General features: G+C 68.1%; 12 protein-coding genes and 6 pseudogenes. 7 read left to right on the top strand and 11 right to left on the bottom strand.

The features are described from left to right. Positions 1–86 precede the first annotated feature (86 nt). On the bottom strand, positions 87–3,644 hold the full coding sequence (locus BM536_RS38235) for a LamG-like jellyroll fold domain-containing protein (RefSeq protein ID WP_073492721.1): 3,558 nt from the start codon (positions 3,642–3,644) through the stop codon (positions 87–89). A gap of 499 nt (positions 3,645–4,143) precedes the next feature. On the opposite strand from BM536_RS38235, the pseudogene BM536_RS43725 reads away from it, so the two are divergent. Further along, positions 4,144–4,263, top strand: a pseudogene (locus tag BM536_RS43725) (ABC transporter permease); the annotation flags it as partial. Positions 4,264–5,398: 1,135 nt separating this feature from the next. Here the strand turns inward: BM536_RS43725 and BM536_RS43720 are convergent. Both BM536_RS43720 and BM536_RS38220 read right to left on the bottom strand, forming a co-directional pair. Then, the gene (locus BM536_RS43720) at positions 5,399–7,207 is read right to left on the bottom strand and encodes a DUF2637 domain-containing protein (RefSeq protein ID WP_245874021.1); all 1,809 of its coding nucleotides are present in this window, start codon (positions 7,205–7,207) and stop codon (positions 5,399–5,401) included. Between the two features lie 682 nt (positions 7,208–7,889). Next, positions 7,890–8,146, bottom strand: a pseudogene (locus tag BM536_RS38220) (telomere-associated protein Tap); the annotation flags it as partial. Between the two features lie 319 nt (positions 8,147–8,465). Here BM536_RS38220 and cutA point away from each other — a divergent pair. After that, positions 8,466–8,792, top strand: a complete 327-nt coding sequence (gene cutA / locus BM536_RS38215) for a divalent-cation tolerance protein CutA (RefSeq protein ID WP_073492723.1) — start codon at positions 8,466–8,468, stop codon at positions 8,790–8,792. Positions 8,793–8,855: 63 nt separating this feature from the next. On the opposite strand, the gene BM536_RS38210 is transcribed toward cutA, so the two are convergent. Then, complete coding sequence (locus BM536_RS38210) at positions 8,856–9,992, bottom strand: NsdA family TPR-like regulatory protein (protein ID WP_245874020.1); 1,137 nt, start codon at positions 9,990–9,992, stop codon at positions 8,856–8,858. A gap of 555 nt (positions 9,993–10,547) precedes the next feature. On the opposite strand from BM536_RS38210, the gene BM536_RS40580 reads away from it, so the two are divergent. Together BM536_RS40580 and BM536_RS38205 are read left to right on the top strand one after the other, a co-directional pair. Continuing rightward, positions 10,548–10,736, top strand: coding sequence for an ATP-binding protein (locus tag BM536_RS40580; protein ID WP_143651140.1), 189 nt, complete (start codon positions 10,548–10,550; stop codon positions 10,734–10,736). 196 nt (positions 10,737–10,932) lie between these two features. Beyond that, positions 10,933–11,559: a hypothetical protein gene (locus tag BM536_RS38205; protein ID WP_094104081.1), complete on the top strand. Its 627-nt coding sequence runs from the start codon at positions 10,933–10,935 to the stop codon at positions 11,557–11,559. A gap of 737 nt (positions 11,560–12,296) precedes the next feature. On the opposite strand, the gene BM536_RS43715 is transcribed toward BM536_RS38205, so the two are convergent. From BM536_RS43715 to BM536_RS38185, 4 genes are all read right to left on the bottom strand, one after another. Further along, the gene (locus BM536_RS43715) at positions 12,297–12,464 is read right to left on the bottom strand and encodes a hypothetical protein (protein WP_245874019.1); all 168 of its coding nucleotides are present in this window, start codon (positions 12,462–12,464) and stop codon (positions 12,297–12,299) included. Next, entirely contained in the window at positions 12,461–13,282 is an 822-nt protein-coding gene (locus tag BM536_RS38195) for a fibronectin type III domain-containing protein (protein WP_245874018.1), read from the bottom strand. The genes BM536_RS43715 and BM536_RS38195 overlap by 4 nt, the downstream gene beginning before the upstream one ends. A 144-nt stretch (positions 13,283–13,426) precedes the next feature. Then, positions 13,427–15,016 (bottom strand): PQQ-dependent sugar dehydrogenase, encoded by a 1,590-nt coding sequence (locus BM536_RS38190; RefSeq protein WP_211363026.1) that lies wholly within the window; start codon positions 15,014–15,016, stop codon positions 13,427–13,429. A 183-nt stretch (positions 15,017–15,199) separates the two neighbouring features. After that, positions 15,200–15,871, bottom strand: coding sequence for a lytic polysaccharide monooxygenase auxiliary activity family 9 protein (locus BM536_RS38185; protein ID WP_073492729.1), 672 nt, complete (start codon positions 15,869–15,871; stop codon positions 15,200–15,202). A 374-nt stretch (positions 15,872–16,245) separates the two neighbouring features. On the opposite strand from BM536_RS38185, the gene BM536_RS38180 reads away from it, so the two are divergent. After that, on the top strand, positions 16,246–17,271 hold the full coding sequence (locus BM536_RS38180; RefSeq protein WP_094104080.1) for a LacI family DNA-binding transcriptional regulator: 1,026 nt from the start codon (positions 16,246–16,248) through the stop codon (positions 17,269–17,271). Positions 17,272–17,651: 380 nt separating this feature from the next. Here the strand turns inward: BM536_RS38180 and BM536_RS38175 are convergent. The 3 genes and pseudogenes from BM536_RS38175 to BM536_RS38165 all read right to left on the bottom strand — a co-directional run. Then, positions 17,652–19,027, bottom strand: a pseudogene (locus tag BM536_RS38175) (cellulase family glycosylhydrolase). Positions 19,028–19,120: 93 nt separating this feature from the next. Beyond that, positions 19,121–21,256 carry a cellulase family glycosylhydrolase gene (locus BM536_RS43710; RefSeq protein WP_245874017.1) on the bottom strand — a complete coding sequence of 712 codons (2,136 nt, stop codon included), beginning with the start codon at positions 21,254–21,256 and terminating at the stop codon, positions 19,121–19,123. A 507-nt stretch (positions 21,257–21,763) separates the two neighbouring features. Continuing rightward, positions 21,764–22,426: pseudogene (locus BM536_RS38165) on the bottom strand (ISL3 family transposase); the annotation flags it as partial. A gap of 180 nt (positions 22,427–22,606) precedes the next feature. Here BM536_RS38165 and BM536_RS38160 point away from each other — a divergent pair. Both BM536_RS38160 and BM536_RS38150 read left to right on the top strand, forming a co-directional pair. Further along, positions 22,607–25,383: pseudogene (locus tag BM536_RS38160) on the top strand (glycosyl hydrolase). Between the two features lie 731 nt (positions 25,384–26,114). Then, positions 26,115–26,312 (top strand): annotated as a pseudogene (locus BM536_RS38150) (ALF repeat-containing protein); the annotation flags it as partial.

The raw sequence follows: 26,312 nt of genomic DNA, 5'->3' as shown, positions 1-26,312 counted from the left end.
AGGGGGCGCGCGGACGCGCCGGGTGTACGGGTGAGCCGACCGGACAGGGGTGGGATGCTCCGCCCCTGGCCGGTCCGGAAGGCGGGTCAGCCGCCGAGGATCTGGGAGCGGACCTGGTCGGCGGTCATCGCGCCGGTCCACACCCGTAGCTTCTCCAGGGATCCGAGCAGGTAGTGCCCGGTGCTGCCGCCCTGGCTGCCGCGGCCGGCAGACAGGGTGGCGGAGCCGTACTGCGGGACGGTGAACCCGGAGTCGGTCTCTGAAGGCTGATCGAACTCACCAACGAAGAGGTGGATTTTGCCGTGCCGGGTCTCCGTCTTCGACGGGTCGGTCGGGTCGGTCCACTCCCAGGCCTCCTGGGCGTCGAAGACACCGGTGACCTGCACCCAGGTGTCGGTCTCGGCGATATCGCCGTCGGGCACCTTGGCACTCTGGGTGACCTTGCCGTCGGTGCCGAGCGCGGTCCGCGTGAACTTCCACTGGTAGACACCCTCGGCGGGCTTGACCACCCACAGCGCCCAGGAGGACTCTCCGGCGCTCGCCTGCTGCCCGGCCACCATGCCCTGGTAGCCGACTGGCTTGGCCGCCAACTTCCCGGAGTCGAGCCGGACCCGGGCCGAGGCGGTGAACGAGCCGGTCTCATCGGTGACCGGACCGGTCGCCGAGGCGTAGCCAGCGGCGCCGTCGAGCACCAGGGCGTTGTTCTCGGCGTCCAGCGCCGCGCCCGATGCGGACAGCTTCAGGTTCTCTGCGGGGTACGAGGACAGCTCCTTGACCTCGGTGCCGGTGGAGGAGCCTGCGTCCCAGTGCGCGACGAGTTCGTTGGCGGGGACGCCGTTCTCCAGCAGCTGCGCCTGCTCGGCGATCTCGTCGGGGGTCAGCACTCGCTGCCAGACGTTGAACTCGTCCAGTCGGCCCTGGAAGTGCTCGCCGTACACACCGCCGGCCAGGGAACGGCCGAATTGCAGGCCTCCGGTGGAGGCCCACGGAGTGTACGCGGTCGACACCGAGTTGAGCAGCACGGGTTTGCCCTGCGGGCGGCCGTTGACGAACAGCTGGATGGTGTCGTTGGTTTTGTCGGTGTCCTTCTTGGTGTCGAAGACGCCGGCCAGGTGCGTCCACACTCTCAGCGGCGGGTTGTTGGCGTCACCGAGGGACCGCAGGTGTACCGGGCTCTCCTTGACGTCCGAGGCGGTGCGGTCGAACACCCACTTCTTGTTCGACGCCGAGTAGTACAGCGTGAACGCCGAGGCGTTGGTGCCCGGGGCTGCCATCACCACGTGGGTGGAGTCGGCATCGGTCAGGTAGGCCCAGGCGGAGATGGTGAACGAGTCCTTGCTGTTCACCGCGGGAGAAGCGGTGGCGGCATAGTACTTCGTGGTCGAGACGCTGCTGTCCATCCACAGCGAGTAGTCGCTGTCGCCGCGGCGGGCCAGCGACGACCAGCCGGCGCTCTCGTGGAGCGTGGCATCATGCCGGGTGCCCTCGGTCGCGGTGTCCTTGGCCACGGTCACGCCGGAGCTCGGCGCGCCGTCGTCGAAGTGCCAGGTGCCCACAGGACCACTGGCCGGGACGGCTTTGAAGATGAACTCGGCAGGCGTGCCCCAGCGGTTGCGCACGTCCTTGGCCTCCACCGACAGCGTCTGCGTACCCGCCAGTGACGGAGTTACGTCGTTCACGGTGGCCGAGGAGCCGCTGACCGTCCTGGTCGTGTTGGCCGCGCTGGGCAACAGCCGCCAGCGATAGCCGGTGATGTCTTTGTCTGCGGCGTTCGGCTGGAAGGTGAAGCTGCCGGGCACGCCCGGACCGCCTTTGCCTTCGCACAGGTTGGTGGTGCACTGGGTGTACGGGCTGACCGAGGTGATCGTCGGGGCCTTGGGCGCGGTCGAGTCGATCTTGAAGTAGCACCAGGAGGAATACGAAGAGAACAGGTCGCCGGGCTTGGTGCCGTACGTCCAGTGGGACTGGGTGCGGGCACGCAGCCGGTACAGGCCGCCGTCGGCGCGGTTGGAGACGCGCAGCTTCTCCAGCGTGTCGTCCGGGTCCCAGCCGGAGTCGGGACGGTAGCCGGACCACACCTGATGCCAGGCGGCGTCGTCACCACGCTCAACAACGAACTCGGCCTGAAGCGATCCCTCTTCGGAGCCCAGGTTGTGCTCGACCTTGGTCTGTGCCCGGGCCTGCACCATCGGGTCGACCCGGGTGACGACGAGCGGGTCGGACGAGGACTTCTTGCAGTACGCGGTGGTCCCGTCACCCGGGATCACGCCGACGTCAGTCGGCACACCCGGCTTGAAGGCGTAGGTGACCTTGAGCTCGGCGTTGTCATCGAACCGCTTCCAGGCCTCGGGGTCAGACTCGTCCTTGGCCCGCAGCATGAGAGTGAGTCGGGAGATTTTACCGTCCGCGAACTTGCGCACGGTGGAGGCGAGGTTCTCGTCGGTCTCGTCCGGGTTGTCGTTGAACTCGACCCACTGGTCGGGCTGCGCAGGGCTGCACTGGGTGCCGCGGCCCGCTGAGATGTGACGGTCACCCATCTGGTCCAGTTGGGCAGGGCCGGGCCAGCGGGTGCCCTCGGAGATGTTGTCGGTGCGCTCTAGGTCGACCCACTTGGGGGAGCAACTGAACGACCAGGTCTCGTACGCGCGGAAGGTGGCGTCGAGGACGTACTTGCCGGACAGCTTCGACGGCGAGAACTCGAAATACATGCGGTTGGTGTAATTGCTGCCGCAGTAGTAAGGGCCCGAGACGCTGCAGCGTCCGACGCCGTAGTCACCGTTGAACTGCCAGAACTTGTCGCCGTCGGAGGACAGCACGGTCCGCTCGGACACCCCGAGACCGACTGATGGGTCGATGTAGACGGGGTAGACAGTGTCCTTGCCGCGCAACAGGGAGAGATCCGGCTCGATGGCGATGCTGTCGGCGCCCACCTGCACGGGCATCACGGCGCTGACATCCCCAGCGCGCGGCTGGGTGCCCTCCTCCACCGGGTCCGGCACCTCGCTCTCGGCAGGCCCGTCGGCCGCGGCAGACCGGACCAGCTGAGTACCCATGCCCTTCTCAGCGGGCGGGCCGGTCTGGCTCGCGGAGTCCCACATCTGGCCCGCCGGACCCTTGAACACCGTGTTGCCGTCGGCGTCGATCGCACGCACACCGCCACCCGCCCCCGGCACGACTTCCAGGTCGGTCGCAGAAACGGTCAGCTCGATCTGCTCGAGCGCCGGGTCGGCGGCCGCCTCGGCGGACTTGACCACGAGCACCTGACGGTAGCCCTCCGCAGTGGCAGTGAGTTCGAGATCGACGCCCTCGAGGACATCGGGATAGACGGCCTTCGTCCCGTCCAGCCGGGGCTCCGGCAATTTGCCCGGCCAGTCGAGACGCAGCGCGCCGCCCTCATCGCCCAGCCGGATCAGGCCGGCACCGTCACCCCCACCGGAGAAGGACAGGTCCACCACTGCGGACTTGGGTCCAACGGTGCCGTCGGTGCGCCGCTCGAGGGTGGCGTCCACCGGCTTCCAGGAACCATCGTCGCCCTTCGCTCGCTGCGGCACAGCCGACTGCACGAATGTGTAGGTGCCGTCCGGGTTGGCCATGGTGGTCGAGTACTCGGTGCGCTCACTGGTGACCTCGACCTGCTCGTCCATCGCCGCAGCACGCTCAGCGGCCGTGCGGTGTGTGGTCTCCAAGGAGGCGGACGCAGCAGCCCCGTCGGACGACGTAGCCGCCGCGGCGGTCGTCGCGAACGTAGGCAACAACGCGAGCAGAGCCATCGATGTGATTCCGCTCGTGAGTCTGGTTAACCACCAGCATGTTCTTCGTCGGTCCCCTCCGACCGCCTCACGCCATGACATGTCCACACCCCCATTTTTCTCACACGATCTTCACTTAACCCAGACAATTAATGTGCATGATCATTACAAATGCAAGTGTGGCCTTGCTCACCGGGCGCATCGTCGGCAGTCACCACCAAGCAAGCCGTCGCTCCGACGGCCGGTCCCGTTGTGGCAAGAGCGCCCAAAACGAACCCCGATCTGACGTGGCGTCCGAGTAGCAGACCTACAGGACCCAGCCGGGTAGTTCTCGCAGGCTGCAGCAGACCGTCGGCACACGAGCGGCAGGAAGGGGTGACCCAGCGAGAGCCCCGGCTCGCGGGCAGCCGCCGGGCTGCTCCTCGCACCATCCATCCTGCGCAGGATGGCCCGCCGCGAGTCCGGGGCCGCGATGGCGGAACGGCACCGGAAGGCAATGCAGCGGGTCGGTTAGCGATATGCCGGGATGCCAAAGCGCCGCTTCGACCACGCCGTTGTTGATCTTGCCGCGCAAGGGTCGCCGGTGACCGCTTGCCCGCAGCGGCGAGGTACCGGTCGACCTCCCGGGATGAGAGCCGCCACGGTACTGTGCCGTAGAACTCGCAGGCCTTGATCACCGGCTTGATCAGGCCGTCGAGTGTCGTCGGTGCCAGGCCGGCCGCGTCCCTCGCCCACTGGTACTCGGACAGTGTGTCGAGGAAGAAGCACTCCTCGTCGTGCTCCGAGATGCCGGCCTGGCGGCGCCGCTGAAGGGTGACAACATCCGCGAGACCGGACTCGACCGACACCGCGGCCGGATCTCCGGATCTACCGGCGCGGTCTGCTCTGGCCCGGGGCGCACGAGCGTCAGCACGCGACTTCCGAAATCTGACACAAAGCCGCAGATTACGGCGATCACTCGCAGAATCTGCGAGCTACTGCTGAGATCTCACACCGACGAGTGCACGACCCACACAGAGCGATCTACCAGCTGAGATGCGGATGTGCAGCCACCGGATGATCTCCGGGAATCCGCGCGTACTCCAATAGGTAGTGCAGCTCGTAGGTGGCCGTCGGGGGTTGCGGAACGCGGCGGGACCATCCAGGAACGCCGCCGGGGCCGCCGACCGAGCCCGGGGACAGACAAGCACGGGAGGCGCAGCCCTCCGCGGCCGCTCCGGTGCACAGGTCGGCAACCGACGTTCGGGAGCGGGGAGACCTGTCAGCGGTGCCGTCTCCGGCACCTTCCGGGCGGTCATCGCCTGGCTCCTGCACCACTCTGCCTCGTGACCCGCGCTGAGGCGCGGCCAGTACGACCCCACCATGGGCCGTACCTCATGTAACTGAGCCACACCCTCGGATTGACCAGCACGACCGCCCACAGGGCTGTGGGTGGGCAGTTCTATTCCGTCACGGTGGTGTCTGCGGCGCGCGATGTTCAGGGCGCGCATGAGCAATCCGCGGGTGCGGGTGCGCAGACCGCTGTGCGGTCCGACTGCGCACTGGGTATCGCGGCTGCGCAGCTGGGATGACCTGCGGTTTTCTTGATGCGCAGCCGTTGGCGTTAACCGGCTTGCTGGTGTGCGATGAAGAGCAGGGTGCGCGGCCTGTTACTGCTGTGGCTGCGCGTGGTGGCGGGTCAGCGCCTGCCAACGCCGTTCGAAGTCCACAGCCTCTTCGGCGATGAGGTCGGGGGAGATGGGCTTGTTGTGCTGACCGGTGATCCCCCGGTCTGCGCAGGCTCGCGCAACCTCCGACTGTGCAGGTGCGTCGGTGTGCGCCCGCTGCTCGGCCCAGACGTTATAGACGCGCCAGCGCAGGAAGTGGCGCCGCAGGTTGGCCGGGCTGATGGGTTTTCTGCCACGGCCGAACAGTCCCTTGTCTGCGCAGTAGGCCGAGAGCTCCTTGTCGCTGGGCTCACTCCCCTTCTGCTCTTGGTACTCCATCCATGCGAGGTAGTACCGGTCAGGAGTGGTGAGGCCTCCCCCGTTCGAGGCTGGCGGCGGTTCGTCGACGGGGGCATCCACTCGGGGCCCGCGCGGCTCCTTCGCCGTTTGTGCTGCAGCGCTGGCGGGCGCTGGCTGCGAGACGGTCGTCTCCGGGAGGGGTTCGCCCGCTGCCTGCGCGATCGGATCGGGGGCGTCCTCGGAGGGGAGCTTGCTCTCGTCGACCTTTCGCTCCTGGAAGGTCGTAACGAAGTCCGCCAGGTCCTCGCCCGTGATGGGGTTGCCGCCACCGCCCTTGATGGCGTCCCGCTCGTACACGTATGCCGCGAGAGCGACCGCGTCGGGATAGGTGCCGTGCTCATCCGCGTAGCTGCGCCAGGCGCTGTAGAAGTAGTCGTACCAGGACTGGTCGGTTACCTGCGGCTCTTCGACGTCGGCGGTCTCCTTAACCGCAATCGCATAGCGGTTACGCAGGACCTGCAGCAGGGGCTGCAGTTGTGCTGGGGAGAGTGGTTCGCCGGCCCCGGTGGAGATGCCGTACGCGTCGCGGAGCCAGAGGGCCCACTGCGCGGCAGTCGGCTCGGCCTGGAACTGCGTGACGAACGCCTGGTAGGCCTGAGCAAACCGCTCGGCATTTCCCGGTGCGGATTCCTCCCGCTCATGCGGCCGCTCGGGCACTACGGCAGGACCCTTCACCGGTCGCGGGTCAAGGTTTTCAGGTTCCGTCGGCTCTGGCTTCTCGTGTGGCGTGGGTGGCGTGGCCTTGAGCGCGGAGTTCTCCGGCCGGGCGGGGGCGGAAACCCGCTCGGCAGTGAAGAGGAGCGGCGGTGCGTCGATGCCGGCGGCAGCGAGGCCGGCGGGCGCAGTCTTGGCGAGCGGCACGCCGTAACGCGCCAGCCGCAACGGCATCAGGGACTCCACCGGCGCCTTGCGGCGCCAGGCCCGGCCGAAGCGGGAACGCAGCCGGGCCTGGTAGACGAGCCGTTCCTGCTCCAGCTTGATGACCTGCTCGTAGGAGCGCAGCTCCCACAGCTTCATCCGACGCCACAACAGGAACGTCGGCACCGGCGAAAGCAGCCAGCGCGTCAGCCGCACGCCCTCCATGTGCTTATCGGCCGTGATGTCGGCGATCCGGCCGATCGCGTGCCGGGCAGCCTCGACCGCGACGACGAACAGGACCGGCATCACCGCGTGCATGCCCACGCCCAGCGGGTCGGGCCATGCCGCCGCCCCATTGAAGGCGATCGTTGCGGCCGTCAGGAGCCAGGCCGTCTGCCGCAGCAGGGGAAACGGGATTCTGATCCAAGTCAGCAGGAGGTCAAGGGCCAGGAGGACACAGATGCCGGCATCGATACCGATCGGGAAGACGTAGGCGAAGTCCCCGAAGCCCTTCTGGAGGGCCAGCTCACGGACGGCCGCGTAGGAACCGGCGAAGCCGATCCCGGCGATGACGACGGCACCGGAGACCACCACGCCGATCAGAATGCGGTGTGCCCGAGTCAGTGTCGGTATCGCACCGTCCCCCGCCACAGTCACCTCTGCTGCCACTCCCCTAGTCGCACGTCTCAGCTCAGCGGTTCCCACCTTCCCACGACGTGCGGCCGACGGTGTCTTGCCAGAGAGCACTTCAGCCGCATCGTCAGCGAATAGTGATACCTAGGGGTGCCAACGGTGCACCCCACCCAGCTGGTGCCCAGTCCGGAGGACGTCGTCGTCGCGATGAGCCCCGGTCTCCAGGAGGGAAGCGTGTCCCGGCTAGGGCAGCCCCCGCCGGGCGGAAGGTTCCTCCGGAATCTCGCCAGCAGACAGGTGGTCATCAGCCCGGTCCTCAACCAGGCGTGGGAGGCGCACCTGCGGGGCACCGAGCACGCCTCCCCCGCCGGCGGCAGCCGCAGGCTGCTACGCCGAGTTGATGTACCGCCGCGGCGTTTACTCCTCGGCCCTTCGGGCTGTGCCGCCGCCCATGAGAACGCGGGCGACAGGTGCTCTGTCGGAGGAAGCGGCGCGCACGTAAAGCAGAACTGCGGCGGGACGCCGGGGCCCGATCCCAAGAGCCTGAAGCCACACGTCCTGCACGTTCCGGTCGGCTCACGGATGCGCTTCGCCTCGGCCTGGGCGACCTCGTAGAGACGGAGCCTCTCGCGCTCGAGCGCACGCTGATGACCGCCGCCCGGATGTCCGACCGCCACGTCGGCCGGGGCAGCGCCCGCCACGGCTGCCCGGGCTTTTACCCCTCCCCGCACAGGCGTCCGCGTAGCTTGCCCAGGCCGCCCTTGACCGCCGAGACGACGATCGCCGCCTCCGGGTCACACTCCTTGTAACCGTCCACCGCCAGCAAGTCGGCCGGCGACAGGTCCGCGTGCACCCGAGGTCTGGCATCGTGGCGAGGAAGGCGTCACGCAGCCGCTGGTACAGCGTCCAGCTCTACTACAAGGCCAACAGCACCCGGTCTAGGGATGAGACAGACCTCACCGCAATCCTTCCGACGCTCGGACCGGCACAGAGGATTGGCTCGCCGAAGCCGTGTTCGCCACGTACGGGGATCACCCGTGGGCCCACCGCCTCGGACGTGCCTGTCCGGCACCGCCGGCCACCCCAGCCAGACCTCCTGGACGACCTGCCCTGTGAGTGAGAGCAGCGCTGGCAAAGTCCGGGCTGCCGCCGGATGGCCTTGGGGTCGGGGCTCGGTGGCTAGGTAGGGTCGCGGTACCCGAACTGGAGAGGTGGTTGCATGGCCAACGACATTGTGATCGCGCAGACGACCAGTGACAACGAGGATCAGGCGAAGGCGCTGGCCCGTGGCGCAGTCGAGTGCAAGCTGGCAGCGGGGGTTCACATAGATGCGCCAATCACCGCCTTCTACTGGTGGAAGGGGAAGGTCGAGACAGCGCAGGAGTGGCGGATCTCGTACATGACTACCACGGACCGGCTCCCGGCACTGGAAGCATGGCTGCACGAGAAGCACCCGTACGATGTACCCCAGTGGATCACACTGCCAGTGACCGGTGGGTCGGAGGCGTATTTGTCCTGGGTTGTTGAGGAGACGGCACAGGACTGAGGAGCGACGGGCTTTCGACGGCGTTCGCGTCCTCAGTTTGGCCCTGTACCGGCGCAGGGCGGTTCAGGAGGCGAACTGCTGCAGGTAGACGGCAAGGTCTTGTTCGCTGTCGGGGAGCGACGCTGCGATGAACGCTGCGCGTTCCTTGCCCATAGTGTTGGGCTTGGCCTGCGCCGCTGCGGCGAACTGGTGTGACACGTTGACACCTTGGTCGATGTCACCTCCGCGCAGTAGGGCCGAAGCGAGATCCCCGAGTACCACGACGCCTCCGTCCGGGAGTTCGTCTCCCAGGCGGCCGACTGCGGTGTCTGCTGTAGCGGTGAGTTCGGGACGCCCCAACTGCCCGTACACAGAGAGGGCAAGCGAGTCCATGCGGTGCGGGGTCACGAACCGGACCCACGCCTGCTCGCTGGTGTGATCCGCGAAATCGTAGGCGAAGCAGGCTCGCTCCAACGCGCGGAGCGCGCCCGTCTCGTCGCCGACCGCCGCCGCCTCCTCTGCATGTCTGCCAAGGACCCAGGCGGCAGCAGTAGCGTTGCCGTAGCCTCGCACATCGCTGGCCGCTTGGGTAAGGAACTCCAACTTCGCCTTCGGCGTCGAAGCGCCGTAGCTGCTGTAGGTCAGGGCCAGGGCTCGGAGCGGAGGATACCCGGCGGTCGTCGCGCACTGCGACGTAACCTTGTAGTAAGCGTCGGCTTTGTCGTGCTCACCCAGGTCCCAGGCCACCCAACCGGCAAGGGCGGCGGTTTCTCCGGCGGCGATAGTGAGAGCCCTCTCGTGCTCGCCAGCGCGGGGCAGAGCCGCAGTGAGCGCGTCAAGATGCGACTCAACCGTGCCTTGTAGCCGCCGGGCGCTGAGATTGAGTTCCTGGACGTGCAGTTCAGCAGCCCGGTCGATGAGCGCGCCGACGGAGGGCGAATCAATCTTGGACCCCTTGCTGAGGGCGAAGGCGAGGCGCCCCCAGGGCTCGGCAGCAGCGCTCACGCCGGCAGCGGCGCCACCCAGCAGCGTACGACGCTTCACGGCGTCCTGGTCCTCCCCTGCACGGGCATGCCCCCTTCTCTTCCGAGCGCGGGCAGCCTTGGCCTCCCGCTGTAGTTCCTCGAAGGGGACACCGCAGGCCGCCGCGATGTGGCCGATTGTGTGATTGGTAGGGATGTTCTCGAAGTTCTCATAGCGGCTGATCTCTCGGCGGGTCATGGTGTCCGGCCGGAGACAGCGTTGATCGCCTCTGCCTGCTCCTCCTGCGTCCTGCCCGCATCCTGCCGAAGCCGCAGGAGCAGGTCGGCGAACGGATCTGGCATGAGTGTGACCTCTGTTGGTGGGCGGAATCCAATCATGGCCTTAATTCCCCTCCAACTTTCCCCCTTGAGAGATTTTTCCCCCGCTGGATTCCCCTGTTCGTCGGCGTCGCCACGCGGTGCGATAGCCCCCATGACCAAGCTCCAAGAGGAGACTCCGCCCGGCGGGGGCATCCGTAGCTTTGCCGCCAGGGCAGGCGTGTCGTGCGCCAAGTCGGTTGACGAAGACCGGCACAACGCATCGGCGAGGCCAGGCGTACCGGTGGCTTCCCGTGGCTGTCAGGCGGCCTTTCTCCCTGACCTCGCGAAGATCGGGGAGATGCGGCAGACAACGCGGGTGTTCCTGCGTCGGTGCCGTGTTTCGGAGCCGGTGGCGGGGGTCGTCTTACTTGCCGTCTCGGAGCTGGTCACCAATGCCGTGGTTCACGGTTAGGGGGAAGTCGTGCTCCGGATCATGGTGGTCGTCGACGTGGTGCGCGTCTCAGTCACCGATCACAATCCGGCCCCAGCTGTACTGAAGGAAGCCGGACCCGACGGTGAATCCGGTCGCGGGATCCGGCTCGTCGATGCGATCTCAGACGCGTGGCAGAGCGGCGGCAAGGAGACGTGGTGTGAGTTCCGGTGCGCGAGGGCTGCGGCTTGAACCAAACTTCCAACTGGCTGCCGGCCACGCTTCCGCCGTTGGCCCCGGCAGGAAACCCGAGCAGGCCGTCAGGCAGTCACCACAGCGCTTCCTCAACGCTTCCGCGAGCAGTCAAGACACCTCTGCAGACCGCCTGGACAGTCGACGAACTGGCCACCAAGGTCTCGTCAGTCTCAATTGCCTGAAAGACAACGGCATGTTCGATCCCTCGCTCGGTTACAGCCCGTACCCCTCCGACCGCAGGAAGTGGCGCACCGTGCCCACCCCGACCAGCCCAGCCCTCGTTCCGTTCGTCACCCAGCGGGAAGGGGAGGAGGCGGCCCCCGACAACCTCATCCTCCTCCCCCACACCGACGGCCGACTGCATCTGCACTACCTCGACGAAGACCCCCGCGACCGCGACCTCCGCGGCGTCCTCTGGGCACGCTGCTCCTTCAACCCCCTCGACGGACAGGGTGAGCCCACGGGGCGCCCGCAGTGGAAACTGATACACCCCTACCGGCAGATGATGACCATGCAATCCCTGCGCTGCCAGATCTGCACCACCCCCGCCCGCACCCCACTGGGGCTGATCTTCCTCGCCGGACCCCACGAGCACACGAGCGAGACGGCGGAAGTGCTGACCAACCAGCCGCCTGTCTGCGCCCGCCACTACACCGACCCATGGAGCATCCACGCCGTCATCGACGTCGTCGTACTCGACACCGGCGATGTCACCGACCACCACGCCGTCAAGGTCGTGTACTCCCGCGCGAGGCTGGCCGAAGGGCTGCGCCGCACCATCGCCCCCCTGCCACCCTACGACCTCAGCTCCGTGCCCTAACGCGGCCGCACACAGACCGCCTTCAAGCCTGCTACTCGGTCGCTGACGGCGGGGTGGTGGCCGCCAGAGAATGCCGGCAGCCACCACCCCTCAGAAGCCGTATCTCCATCGATCAGGAGGACGGTTCTCATCGAATACGGTCCTTGGCCGGGTGATCTCGGCCGGCTGGAGGCATGAGTACAGGGCCCCTTGGTAGCTCGGGTTTGCGACCACGCGAGTGCCAGGAGGCCCTGCTGTTCCAGTCCTGCGTGACGGTCCCCATCTCGTCCAACTCCCGCGTGCCGTCGTGCGATTGTCTCGCGCACAGGTTCGGGAACGCGGCCGACCACCGGGAGGGGTGCCGGTGTATCCATCGGACATGACGGACGCGGAGTGGGCAGTGGTGCGGGACGCGAGCTCGGCATCTGGACCACCAGCACTCAGTGCAACGTGACATACAAGTTCAGTACCGTGCTCCCCGCGCCTGAGCCCGGCGGGGCGGCGTCCGTCGAGATCTGGCTCGGCGACCTGACCACGTCGTTCAAGTGCGAGTCGTACAACCGGCCCTGACCCGCCGACCGGCCGGGCTGCGTGACTGGTCCTGACGAGTGGTGCGTGATGGTCGCCAGATTCCGCAGCCGCGGGCCGGGGCAGCCGGACACGGGCGGCGTCGGCCGCTTCACCGTCCACCCGCGTACTCGCGCACTCGCGGAGAAACGTGCGCTGCCGGCCGAGCGGGGGAGCGCGCCGTCGGGATGTCAGCCGCCCGTCGTGACTGTCCGCTCCGTGGAGAACGCTCCCCAGGTGCCGTCCGGCAGCCGCGGTCTGATCCGCACGGCGTACGTCCTGCCTGCTTCCGTGCCCAGGTTGACGGTGTGCCGCGCCCGTCCCCCGGGCGCGTCGTCGCTCCCGGCCAAGGTCGTCACGAACACCTCGTCGAGGTAGACCTGGTACTCGGCCTCGAGTCCGTCCGTCCGGGGCGCGTCCACGACAGGTCCAGGTAGTACGCCTTGTCCTCGGTGTTCTTGCGCACCGAGGCCCGGAAGTCCGCGGGCTCCGCCCCACCGTCGCCGTCCTCGCCCTGAGCGGTGGTCAGTCGTAGAGGCGCGCTGGCCGGGGAATGGTTGTCCGCCGCGTCCCTGGCACGCACCGTGAAGACGTAATCGGTGTCCGGGCGGAGACCGGTGAGGACGGTCCTGGTCTTCTCACCGTCGACCGTGTGGATCTTCGCGTTGCCCTGGTAGATGTCGTACGAGACGACCCGCTGGTCGTCCGTCGAGGCGGTCCAGCTCAGTTCGACGGCTCGCGATCCGACGGCCTTCCCGCGCGGCGGGCCGGGGCGGGTCGGCGGTCTGCCGTCCTCGGCGGGCGCGGTGAGGGTGGTGACGGGGACCTTGCGGCTGGGGGTGGAGTAGTTGCCGGCGGTGTCCCGGGTGCGGACGGTGAACACGTAGTCGGCGGCCGGTCTCAGGCCGACGATGTCGACCATGGTGCGGTCCGCGTCGACCTCCTTGACCTTCTTCCCGGCCTGCAGGACCTCGTACGCCTCCACGGTCTCGCCGTCCTCGGCGGCCTTCACCCGCTTCCACATGACGTGGACGGTGGTCGCACTGCTGGACTGCGCGGTGACCCCGGTCGGGGCCGCCGGTGGCCGTTCGTCGTCCTTGCTGCACGCCGTGAGCGCCAGCAGGGCGACGGAGCAGGACAGGAGAACGGCAGGCCGGAGCCCAGGTGTGCGGGACACGGGCATGGCTTTCCTCCGGCGTCGGAGTGAGGACGAGATCATGTCGGCCTGCCGGGCCGCACGATCCGCGGAGTTGACGGAAGGAGCGGAGAGGAGGGCGGGTGGGCCCGCCGTTGACGGCGAGGCGGGCCCAGGTGGGGCCGCTCAGCGGCCGACGGCGCAGGCGTCCCCGTTGAGCGTGAACCGCGGCGGCGGCGAGGAGTCACCGGTGTGGCCGGCGAGGTAGCCGAGGGTAATGTGCGCGCCGGGAGCGATCGTGGCGTTGTGCGAGGCGTTGGTGGCCGTGATGGTGTTGCTTCCCTGCGTCAGGTCGGTGTTCCAGTCGGAGGTGACGGTCTGCCCGAGAGCCAGCGGGAACTTCAGCGTCCAGCCGCTGATCGGGGTGCTGCCGGTGTTGGTGACCGTCAGGTCGACGGTCGTGCCGGTCCCCCAGCTCCGCACGGTGCGATCCACGCGGCAGGTGGGTTCCTCTCGCGCGAAGGACACGCGGTGCAGGCCGCCGGGCAGGTCGTTGACGACGTAGAACTCTCCGTCGACGGTCGTGCCGATCGACGTCACCTGGGTGGGCATCTCCCCGATCTCCGCCTGCTCGTAGGCGCCTTGACCGTCGGGGCGCAGCGCCCAGACCGTGGACGAGCAGTAGTCGGTGGCGATGTACGTGCCGCCGACGAGGTCGGCGTACTGCCGGCCCCGGTAGACGTGGCCGCCGATGATCGAGCAGCCGCCGGTGTACGGGGAGTAGGTGAAGACGGGTTCGGTGTGCTGCTCGCCGGGTACGCAGTGGCCGCCTTGGAACCTCTCCAAACCCTCGTAGCAGGACCAGCCGAGGTTCAGCCCTCCCTGTCCGGGCGGGAGGTGGCTGACCTCTTCCCATCGGCCCTGGCCGACGTCGCCGATCCACATCGAGCCGTCGGCGCTGTCGAAGGAGAACCTCCACGGGTTGCGCAGCCCGTACAGCCAGATCTCGTCACGTGCGCCGGGGGTGTCCACGAAGGGATTGTCGGCGGGCACGCAGTAGGCGAGCCCGCCGCAGCGGCGGCTGACGTCGATGCGCATGATCTTGCCCAGCAAGGTGTTCAGGCGCTGCCCGGCGCGCAAGGGGTCGGCGGAGCCTCCTCCGTCGCCGATGCTCCAGTACAGGTTGCCGTCGGGGCCGAACGCCAGCTGGCCGCCGTTGTGGTTGCTGTACTCGGCGTGCGACTGGGACAGCAGGGGCTCCAAGCGGGAATCGTCGAGCCGGTATCGGGCGAGCGTGACCGCGCCGTCGGGCAGTGCCGTGTACGCCAGGTACAGCTGGTGGCTGTCGGCGAAGTCCGGCTGGACGGCCATGCCGAGCAGGCCGCGCTCGTTGCCCGATTCGTCCACGGCCGACGTGATGTCGATGAGCGGGTCCCGGGCCAGGCCGGTGCCCGGGTGGTAGACGCGTACGGTGCCCGACTTCTCGGCGATGAACAACCGGTCCGAGCCGTCGTCGGGGGCGACGAGGGCGGTGGGCCGTCTCAGGCCGGAGGCGACCTGGGTGGTGGTCGCCCGCAGCGACGGCAGGGGGACGGGCGAGGGGGACGCCGCCGTGCGGCTGACCCCGCTGTCCGCCGCCGCGGGCGGGGCCGACGCGGCGGAGGACAGCGGGGTGAGGTGGTCAACAGGAGGCCCAGCAGGAGCGGCCCGGTCCAGCGGCGTCTTGGCATGTCGGCTCCAGGTATCGAAACGCTCGTTCGGCGGTGCTGTTCGCATACGGGGGGCGCGGCCCGGTGGCGTATCCCGTCAGACGCGCACACCGCGGCGCCCCCCTCGGGGCCGGTCAGGCAGCTCTGCTGTCCGGGTCGCGCGTGGGTCCGTGCGAGCACCGTGGTATGTCAGAACACGGTGTCCCGCCGGACGCGCGCTCGTCCGGCGGGGCGGCCCGTGGGCGCAGGATCAGCGGAAGTTCACGTCGCTGCACAGGAAGTACGTCTGGTCCATGTGCGAGGCCTGCCAGATCGTGTAGACGACGTGGCGACCGGTGTAGCCGGACGTGCTGACCGGGATCGAGTAGTTCTGGCTGGGCGCGTACCTGCCGGTGCGGGCCACCAGCTGGAGGTCGCTCCAGCGCAGCGGCTGGGTGGTGGGGTCGAAGCCCTGCCGGGTGACGTAGACCAGGAAGTAGTCCGCGCCGTGGCTGGCCTGGTCGTACAGCTTCACGGTGAAGTTGCCGGCGATGTCCGAGGTCTTCCAAGAGCCCACGGTGTCCAGGGAGTTGTAGCGCCCGCCTTCGGTGCGGCCACCGCTGCACAGTTGGCCGTCGGGGACTGCTGCCTGGAAGTTGCCGCCGGATCCGTTGCGGTACAAACCGTTCCAGTTCCACATGGCGTTGGAGTTGGCCTGCCACGCCTGCCAGCACATGGGGTCTTGCTGGGCCATCGCCGGATCCAGGTGGTTGCTGCCCCATCGGAGCCAGCAGCCGTAGTTGCGGCTCGCGGGGTCGACGACCGAGCCGTGGGCAACGGCGGTCCCGCTCCAGGGGAGCAGGCCGAGGAGCAACGCCGCGAGGAGGCTCAGAACGAGCGTCGAACGACGTCGGACCTTACTGATGTGGTCATGCCAATTCATGATCTCCTTCTTTCCCGTGGGGGGGATGCCGGGTCACGGCGTGGAGATGAAGCGAATGGGAGCGCTCCCAGCTCCAGATTGGGTGTCGTGAAACAAAGCGGCAACACTCATTTGCGCCACTTCCGCGTCACTGGCGCGAACCCTGCCACTGCGGAGCGAGGGCCACCGCCCCTCCCGGTGCCCGCGGCAGGAGGGCCGCCCTGGTTCGTGGCACGCACCTCGCGCCCCGCCGTGCTCGGTCGGCCCTCCCGCCCCGGCCGTGTGCCTGGCGTCCCGGACATGCGCCGGACGCGCGTGCCAGAAGGCCGAAGCCGGTCGATCACGGACGGCCACGGCCGTAATATTGGGTCTTCTCTGGGTGGGGGGAGAAGTACATGGGCAAGCAACGCCCCGGCGCGGGGCCGACCTTGGAAGAGGTGGCCGCGCTCGCCGGTGTGGGGCGGGGCACGGTCTCCCGCGTCGTCAACAACGTGGCAGGGGTGAAGGAGTCGACGCGCCGCGCCGTGCAGCGTGCGATCGCCGAGCTGGAGTACGTACCCAACCTGGCGGCCCGTTCGCTGGCCGGGCGTCGTACGGACGCGATCGCTCTGGTGATGACGGAGCCCGACTGGCGGAAATTCGCGGAGCCGTTCTTCTCGGAGACCATTCGTTCCGTCGGAGACGCGCTGACCGACACCACGCTGCAACTGCTGCTCACCCAGGTACGCACGAACGGAGAGCGGAAGCGTTTCGTCGAGTACGCGCGCGGCGGCCGGGTCGACGGCGTGCTGCTGATGTCCGTGCACGCCGAGGACCCACTGCCCGACATGCTCGCGGACGCGGGGGTGCCCACCGTCATGCTGGGCCGTCGCTCGGGCGACGAGAGCATCACCTACGTGGACGCCGACAACGCCGGGGGTGCCCGAAGCGCCGTCACCCACCTGCTGAACAGCGGCCGCAGCACGATCGCGACCATCACCGGGCCGCTCGACATGTACGTCGCCCAGTGCCGGTTGCGCGGCTACCGCGCGGCGCTGGACCGCGCGGGCCTCGACGCGCAACCGTTCTGGGTCGCCGAAGGAGACTTCACCGAGCAGAGCGGCCGCACGGCGATGGCGGAGCTCATCGCGCGGGAGCCGGGGATCGACGCCGTGTTCGCCGCGTCGGACAGCATGGCCGCCGGGGCGCTGGACGCCCTGCGCGCGGCGGGCCGCCGCGTGCCGGAGGACGTCGCGGTGATCGGATTCGACGACTTCCTCCTGGCGCAGCGTACGGACCCCACGCTGACGACCGTGCGCCAACCGCTCCAGGAGATCGGCCGGACCATGGTGCGGCTGCTTCTGGAGGAGATGGAGGACTCGGGAGTGGCCTGGCGGCATGTCATCCTGCGCACGGAATTGGTGCTCCGCGGCTCCGCCTGACCCGCTCGACCCATCTCGCCAGACGTGGCGCCGGCCGGCTCCGGCCCGCGGAGCCTTACGGGTCCCGCCTGCGGAGCCGTACGGGTCCCGTCTCCCCCGGCCTTCGGGGACGATGGCGAGCGGCGCTTGGGCCATGGCCTTGATCATGCGTGAGGGCGGCGTTGCACCCATACGCCAGTCGGGCCGAACGGCTCGAACGTGGCGCCGGAGGCGGCCTCCAGCGTGGGCGACGATCTTCGCACCGTCGATCCTGTGCCGCTGGCCCAGGCCGAACCCGTAGGCGACGGCGACGGCGACGGCGACGGCGACGGCGACGATGGTCAGGCTAGAGGGCCTTGCAGCGAGTCGGGGGCTCCAGCAAGGCCGGAGCCCCGACGGGGTCAGCTGGTGGGGAAGGCGTCGGGGGTGCTGATGCGGCTCTTGAGCAGCGCCCCCGATTCCGTCAGCACACCGCTGCTGCTGTAGTCGGTGCCGTTGCAGGTACCGGGTTTGAACGCCGCGCTGCCCTCATCGGCGTCGGAGTAGGTCCAGTTGGCGTAGCCGATCTTCAACTGGTCCAGCAGGTCCAGCCAGGCCGTGGAGCTGGCGCGGTCGACCGCTCCCCCGCCGGTGTAGGTCACCGTCCCGAACTCGGTGACGAACAGGGGCAACTTCGTGGCCGCACGGCTCACCGCGGCACGGTAGGTGTCCTTGTGGCTGGCGGCGTAGAAGTGGAACGCGTACATGATGTTGGAGGCGTTGACCGGGTTGTTGATGACCTCCGCCTCGTTGGAGCCGTCCGAGACGCCCAGCGAGGACCAGCCGCGGGTGCCGACGATGATGACGGCGTCCGGGTCGGCAGCCCGGATGACCGGGATGACCTGCTCCGCGTAACTCTTGATGCCCGCCCAGCTCACGCCGTTGGGCTCGTTGGCGATCTCGTAGATCACGTTCTTCTTGTCCGCGTTGCGGGCGGCGACGGACGCGAAGAACGTCTTGGCCCGCTCCAGGTTGTAGTTCGGGTCGCCCGGCGTCAGGGTATGGAAGTCGATCAGGGCGTACATACCGCGCGCCTCGGCCATGTCGACAAGGCTGTTCACCCGGCTGGTGAAGCCCGCCGGGTCGGTCTCGTAGCCGCTCTCCTGCACGTACATGGCGATGCGGAACAGGTCCGACTTCCAGTCCTTGGCCAGCGCGTCCAGGGAGGCGTTGTTGTAGCACCTGCTGAACCATTGAATGCCGTGCGTGCTCATGCCGCGCAGCTGGACGGGGCGGTTGTACTGGTTGCACAGGTACACGCCGCACACCTTGAGCTGCCCGTTGATGCCTACCGGGGTACCGGTGCCCGGGTCCGGCGGGGGCTCCTCTCCGCCGACGGAGCCGGTGCAGGCCACGCCGTTGAGCGTGAAGGCGCCGGGCTTCGGATTGGCGCCCGTCAACGTGCCGGCGAATCCCAGATCGGCGCGCCGCCGGTGGCCAGGGTACGGTTCCAGTCGACGTTGGCGGCGCTGACCGTCGAGCCGGACTGCGACCAGGTGGCGTTCCAGCCCTGGGTCACCTTCTGCCCGCCGTCGGGCCAGGTCCATTTCAGGGTCCAGCCACTGACGGGGTCACCCAGGTTGGTGACCTTCACCCCGGCCTGGAAACCACCCGACCACTGGTTCGTGATCGAGTAGTCGACCTTGCAGCCCGTGGCGGCCGCCGCCGGCGGGCTGACGAGAACGGTGAGGCCCAGGAGCATCGTGCAGGTCGCCAGTAGGGCCAGTAGACGTTTCACAACTCTCTCCTCGTATGGCCTGGTACGGCCGGTGATGGGAGCGCTCCCAGAACAGGGCGGGGACGCGTTCCGCCCTGTTCGACGGGTGGCGGGTCAGGCCGGAGGCGTGCCCCAGGCCAGGGTCGTGCCGGTGTATGCGGGAACGGCCGGTGCGTCGGTGTACGTCGTCGAGGTCGTACGGCTGTAGTCGTTCGTCTCGTTGAAGTTCGACCAGTCCGCCTTGTTCATCCTCAACTGGATGTCACCGGTGGTGGCGCCGGCGGCCAGCGAGCCGCCCGTGAAGCTCACCTCCAGATAGGCGTCAGCGCCCGGGACGGCTGTCGCCAGCGGCACCACCCGCAGTTTCACCTGCGCGCAGCCCACGGCCGCGTAGTCGCACCAGGCGTTCACGGAGGCCGATCCGTCGCGTGTGAAGTAGTAGCGCACCGCGACGGTGTCGAGTCCCAGGTCAGAGGTGCCGGAGTTCACGACGTGGAGCGAGGGCCGGACGGCGTTGTCCGTCGCGGAACTGTCGTTGTTCTTGTACCGCACCTTCACGGCCCCGGTCGGTGTGTCCGACGACTCCGTGGTCACGTTCAGCGCCGCCGAGGGAGCAGAGACGTTGCCTGCCGCGTCCCGGGCCCGCACGGTGTAGCTGTACGCCGTGGAGGGCGAGAGCCCGGCGTCGGTGTAGGTCGTGCCGGTCAGCGGTGCCGCGTTCACCTTGGTCGTTCCCCGATAGACGTCATACCCGGTCACCCGGGTGTTGTCGGTCGACGCCGTCCAGGACAGCGTGACGCTGGTGGAGGTCTTGACGGTGCCGGCCAGACCGGTGGGGACGGTGGGCTCCTGGGTGTCCTCGGGGTCCGTCGACCCGTCGTACACCTCGCTCAGGCTGATGCCGGTGGTGCTGCCCGCACCGCCCAGCGGAACCTCGTGGTCGAGGCTGACGAACTTGCCGCCGTGCTGCCAGAGCGCCGGCTTGAGCAGAGCGTATTTCTCCTCGTCCCAGGACTTCCAGTCGCCCAGCAACAGGCCGCCGGTGTCACCGGAGTTGGGGTTAAGGCACCAGAATGTCTGGTGGATGCGGTGCTCGACGATGAGATCGCGCAGTGCGGTCATCCACTTCTGGTTCGGACCTCCGTCGAGGAAGCCGCCCCATTCGCCGATCACCAGCGGGGCCTTGTTCTCCTTGTGCAAATAGAGCCAGTTGGGGTCCCAGACGTCGCGCTCGAGGGTGGTGCGGTTCCAGTCACCGGTGAACCAGGGCTGCTCGTGGACCAGCGGCCCGTAGTCGTGCGGGGAGTACACGAGCTGGTCGTTGTGCGCACCGAGGTCCACGGGATGGTCGCGGACGCCGCGCAGGTTGCCGCCCCACCAGGTCGAGTGGTAGTCGGTCCCAGTGGTGGAGGTCCAGCTCACACCGGCCTTGGGATAGATCTCGATGCCCTCGCAGAGCACCAGCAGGTTGGGGTTGATGGCGAGCATCCGCTTGCCGGCGGTCTCGCACACGTGCTTGAAGTTGTCCTGGTCCGTCGAACCGTCCCACTTGGCGCGTGGACTTGCGTTGGCCGTGCCGTGCGGCTCGTTCTTGACGTCCATGGCAACGATGGTGTCGTCGTTCTTGTAGCGGGTGGTCACCCACTCCCAGGCGGTGTAGAAGTCCTCGGTGGTGATGGTGCCCTTCCACCACACCGGGTAGACGTGGCCGGAGTTGTCCGCCTCGGCGCTGTGTACGTCCAGCATGACCTTGATGCCGTACTGCTCGCACAGGGCGAGCCAGTGGTCGAAGACCTCCAGGGAGGTCTTGCCGGCGATCTCGGGGTTGGCGTAGGCGTTGACGCCGCTCGGGACGGCGGCCTGGCCGCTCTTCCACTCAAGAAGGAGCTGGGTGGAGATGGGGACGCGGACGATGTTGATGCCGCGGTCGGCCATCGGCTTGGTGATGTCGGTGATGTTGCCCGACCACAGTCCGTGGAAGACCCGTTCGCCGGCGTTGAAGCCGAACCAGTTCGCACCGGTGAGCCAGACCTCGTCACCGTTCGCGTCAACGATCTGGTTGCCCTTGGTGTGCAGCCAGTCGTCGCCGGGAGCGGCCACCGCCGCCTCGCTACGCGCGGGGGCCGGGCGCTCCTCTGCCCCGAGCGCCGGGCCGGTCCCGAACAGCAGTCCTGTGGTCAGCGCCGCAGCGAGCACCACCTTGATGCGCCGGAACGGCCCGGTGCGGCCCCGTCTTGATGACAGTCCCACGACGTCCCTTTCTGTCGGACGGCCAGAACAAGAAACACGGAACAGCGATGGGAGCGCTCCCATATTTGCGCGCTGTTCATGAAGCCAGGCGCCTCGAGGGCTGTCAACCTTTTGCACCGAAGCGGCCGACCCGCTTTGCGGCGTGCGGTGAGGCTTCCGCCATCGGACGAGCGGACGCGGCGGCTGTGACAGCCGCGGAGAGGACGTGGTCCAGGCGTGGGGAGTTCGGGGCACCGCGCGGACGGCCGTAGTTCAGCGAGCCCACGGTCCGCGCGCTGTGTTCGGCGACGTCGTCCAGTTCGTCGCCGCACGGGTCTTGCCGGCCCCCGTGGCCGCCTCCGCCCCGCCCTCTTGGCCGACTCCGCCCCGCCGCCGGAAGGGGGCACCCGCGCTGGACCTCGCGTGAGGCGGCGTGCTGGCCACGCGCCCCGCGCAGTTCGGCCACCCGCCTCGGGGGGTGTAAATCTAACGGCCCTGTCTCACATGCGGTGGTGACGGAGGGTGTCGCTATCCGAGGAGGATACGGTGGCGGAGGAGGGTGAGGCCTGCTCGTCCGTGCATGTGGCGGGCGATCCGCTTGGTCTTGGTGTTGACGCCCTCGGTGGGGCCGTTGCTGTAGCGGAGTGTGAACGCGGCGATCACGGCGTCGAGGTCCCGCTCCAGCCCTCGGATGAAGGCATGCAGGTGCGGCAGATCGGCAGTGCGGACCTGGGTGATCCAGAGCTCGAGCGCGTCGGCATTGTCTGGGTGAGGCTTCAGGAGCTGGGCGAAGCCCCTGATGCAGAGAGCGAGTTGAGTCATCTCGGGGCAGGCCGCGATGAGCCGGTCCAGTAGGTGCTGATGTTCGGCCTAGAGGTTGTCGGGCCTGGCGAGGATCATCCGGGCGAGCCGGCGCGGGGAGATGTGGCTGCGGTCAGCGTCCGCGCGGCCCTGGTTGATGTACTTGTGCAAGAGGTTGAGGCAGCCGGTGAATCCTTGGTCTTTGATCTCTTCGAAGAGGTGCTTGACCGGGACGGCGGGGTCTTCAGCCCGGCGTTCGCGCAGGTGTTCGCGGTACGGGTCGACAAGGCTCGCGCGGTATTTGGGGACGCGGAGCATCCGCTCCGGCCGATCGGCGCCGGCGTAACGTTTGACGGTGTTCAGGGCCAGCTGCAGACGGCGGGTCAGCTGAGCATTGGCCTCACCGGCCGGCCACCAAAGCCACATCGTCAAGCTGCGAAGACATAACGGAAATCATCAGTCAACAACTACTTCCTGCGTTCAGCACATTGACATGTACATACCTAGCACTTACGTTCCGGCCATCTGAGAGCGCTCTCAGACTCCCCCTTGAAGACTTGAGGTGCCGCAATGCCATCCTCACGCGCCCGACCGGCAGCGATGCTGCTGCTGGCCTCAGCCCTCGCCGCCTTCGGTATGGGCCCGGCTGCCACTCCGGCGGCCGCGGCCACCGTGCCCGTGGGCTCGGGCAGTTACTCCGACACCCGGCCGTCCGGCACGCTGGGCCCCACGACCAACACAGGAACGCCCGTCGCGCCCAAGGTGACCGCCGCCGCTCGCAACCGGCCCGTGCCCACCAATGACTGGTGGTCGTCCCTCGCCTTCCAGCGCTACGGCGACAACCCGTGGTCGACCCCCATGTACGGGCACCCCCTCACGTATCAGGCCACGGCCGGCGGGCTCGACGTCGGCTACCCGACCTCCCCGTCGATCGTCGGTGACGGCCGCCAGTACGAGTACGCCCACAAGCGCGACCTCACCATCGGGCTGAGCGGCCTCAACTCGCCCGACACCAAAGCCGACGACTGGTCGGACTGGACGGTCACTCCCCTGTGGTCCGACGGCGCCCGCACCCTGCGCACCACCATCGGCCACGGCTCCCCGTTCGTATACGCCAAGGGCACGGGTGGCAACGCCCAGATCACCACCGCCGGCGCACCCACAGTCTTCAGCGACCAGGGCAACGTCCTCGGCATCACCGTCGCCGGACATCACTACGCCCTCTTCGCGCCGACCGGCAGCGACTGGAACGTCTCCGGCTCCACCGTCACCGCGGGCCTCGGCTCGAAGGACTACTTCTCCGTCGCCGTGCTGCCGTCCATCGACGCGCTGGCGACCTTCAGGAAGTACGCTTTCAGCTTCGTCACCGACTCCAAGGTGGCCTGGAGCTACACAGGTGGCACCGTCAGAGCCACCTACACGCTCACCACGGAGGCGAGGGAAGGCACCGAACGGGGCACGCTCCAGGCGCTCTACCGCCACCAGTGGCTGAACACCTCGGACGCCCTGACCTCCTACACCTATGTCTCACCGCGCGCACCATGAAGGTCCGCGAGTCGGCCTCGTTCACCACGGGCCAGAAGGCGGCGGCGGTTCTGCCCGGGCTGCCCAAGTCCAGCGGTGTGGACGCGGCCCGGCTGCGCGGCTACCTGAACGAGGCCGTGAACGCCTCCGACCCCTTCTCCGGCGCCACCGACACCTACTGGACCGGCAAGGCACTCGGCCGCCTCGCCCAACTCGTCCCGCTGACCGAGCAGATCGGCGAGACTGGCACCCGCGACCGGCTGCTCGGCCTCATCAAGGGCAAGCTCCAGGAGTGGTTCACGGCGGGCGGCGCGAACGAGTTCAGCTACGACAGGGACTGGAAGACCCTCACGGGCTACCCGGCCTCCTACGGCAGCGACACCGAACTCAACGACCACCACTTCCACTACAGCTACTACGTCTACGCGGCCGCGATCGTCGCGCAGTACGACCAGGGATGGGCCGCCGACTCCGCATGGGGCGGCATGGTCAAGACCCTTGTGCGCGACACCGCCAACGCCAGTCGCACCGACACCGCCTACCCCTTCCTGCGCGGCTTCGACGTCTATGCCGGCCACAGCTGGGCATCCGGCCACCAAGGCTTCGCCGCCGGCAACAACCAGGAGTCCTCCTCCGAGTCCACGAACCTCAGCGCGGCCCTCGTCCTGTGGGGGTCCGCCACCGGAGACACCTCTCTGCGTGACCTCGGCACCTACCTGCTGACCACCGAGTCGGAGTCGGTCGCGCAGTACTGGTTCGACGCGGACCAGCAGGTCTTCCCCTCCACCTTCAGCCACGACACGGTCGGCATGGTGTGGGGAAGCGGCGGGGCCTACGCCACCTGGTGGACCGCCAACCCCGAAGAGATCCACGGCATCAACGTCCTGCCCCTCACGGGCGGTTCACTCCACCTCGGCGGCGAGAAGGCCGCGATCCGGCGCAACATCGCCGAGATGGAACGGGAGAACGGCGGCCCCGCCGTCGAATGGCGCGACATCCTGTGGGAGTTCCAGTCCCTGGCCGACCCCGCCTCGGCCAAGTCGAAGTGGGACGCGGGCCACGCGAGTTACACCCCGGAAGAGGGGGAATCCAAAGCGCACACGTACCACTGGATCAACACACTCGACGCACTCGGCGCACCGGACGCCACCGTGACCGGCGACCTTCCCACCTCGGCCGTCTTCACCAAAGGGACGACCCGCACGTACGTCGCCCACAACCACGGGTCGTCGGCACGATCCGTCACCTTCTCGGACGGGAAGACCATCTCCGTGCCGGCTCGCTCCACCGCGAGCGCCACGGGATCGGGCTCCTCAGACCCTGACCCGGATCCCGACCCGCCGGCGGGGAACACCTTCCATCTGCGCAGCGGTGGCATCCTGACCACGGCGACCGGTGGCACCCCGGCCAGCGACACGATCGCCTCCGGAGGCGGCGCCAACCACGACGGCACACCGAACCAGCCCCTCGTCTACGAGATCCGCGGAGTCAACGGCACCCTCACCGCGGGCGCGGGAACGACGTTCCGGCTCCAGGTGGACGCCGGCACCACGGTCGGCCTCGGCCAGCAGGCACGCGTCAGCTACGACCTCACTGGTGACGGCAGCTTCGACCGAACCGAAACGTACAACTACTTCCCAACCGACCCGGTCGCCGGGTGGGAGGAGTACACGCAGACGCGCGGCTACAAGGCATCCACGGGCACCCTCGGCGATCTTAAGAATGGAACCGTCCGTCTCGACGTCTGGAACGCCATCGGCAACGGCACCTCGAAGCTCCAGACCAGCACGGACAAGTCCGTGCTGGTGATCCCCTACAGCTGAGCCGACGCATGAGGGTCGTGCGGCGGGCAATGGCACCAACGCGTTGCCCGTTGCACAACCCGTTTCAGGTCATGCTTACCCGCGTCGATGTCCCAAGGGACGGTGTTGGCACCAGGCCGCCTCATCTCCGACTGCGCCCTGCAGAGGCTGCAAATCGTTCGGTTCAACTCCCGATCACGGAAGATGCATCGCTGACCAGTGAGAACATGGCCGAGCAGGATGCCGTCGAGTCGGCAGCGGCTGTGTCGGCGAGAGGCGTGGACTACGAGTTGGTGAGCCGAGCCCAGGCCAAGGACTTACGGCTGACCGGCGAGGGCGGACTGCTCCAGCAAGCAGACCAAGCGGCTACTGGATTCCGCCCAGGAAGCGGAGATCATCGATCACCTCGGACACACTACCCGCCTGGCAACGCCCCAGCTCAACGCCCGAGCTCCGCCCAGGTGAGCTGGGCGGTATGGCGCCTCTCGGCCGCAGCGAAATTCAGGCGCGCCGCTCGCGGCAGGCCCCTACGGACTCGATGCAGGCCAACACGCCCATGGTGAGCGGCGCCTGAGCGCCGGCCGCTTTCTCGAAGGCGCGCCGCCATGAACACCGGCCACGTCCGTGGCGACGGTGCCTGCGACCACAGCGAGGCAACTGCCACTGTCAGACCCAGATGGCAGCATCACCGAAGTGAACGCCCTGAGGCGTCCACAACTCACCTCCGTAGCAAACGAAGAGGAGCATTCCCCTTGCGACTGCATCGCGTAGCGCCCGGCATCGCCGCGGGCATCATCGCCCCGGCCCTCCTGCTCGCCACCCCGTCCTTCGCCGCCACGGCGGCACCGACCGCGGTGACGGTGCCCGCGGTGTCCTCGTCCGCGGACGAGCCGGACGCCGACGACCTGAGGGTGGCCATAGTCCGGATCCTCGCCGACCCGGACAGCGGC

The organism is Streptomyces phaeoluteigriseus (assembly GCF_001896135.2).
Taxonomy (GTDB): domain Bacteria; phylum Actinomycetota; class Actinomycetes; order Streptomycetales; family Streptomycetaceae; genus Streptomyces; species Streptomyces phaeoluteigriseus.
The sequence above is the reverse complement of the archived record's forward strand: the minus strand, read 5'-3'. Positions and strand labels throughout refer to the sequence as shown.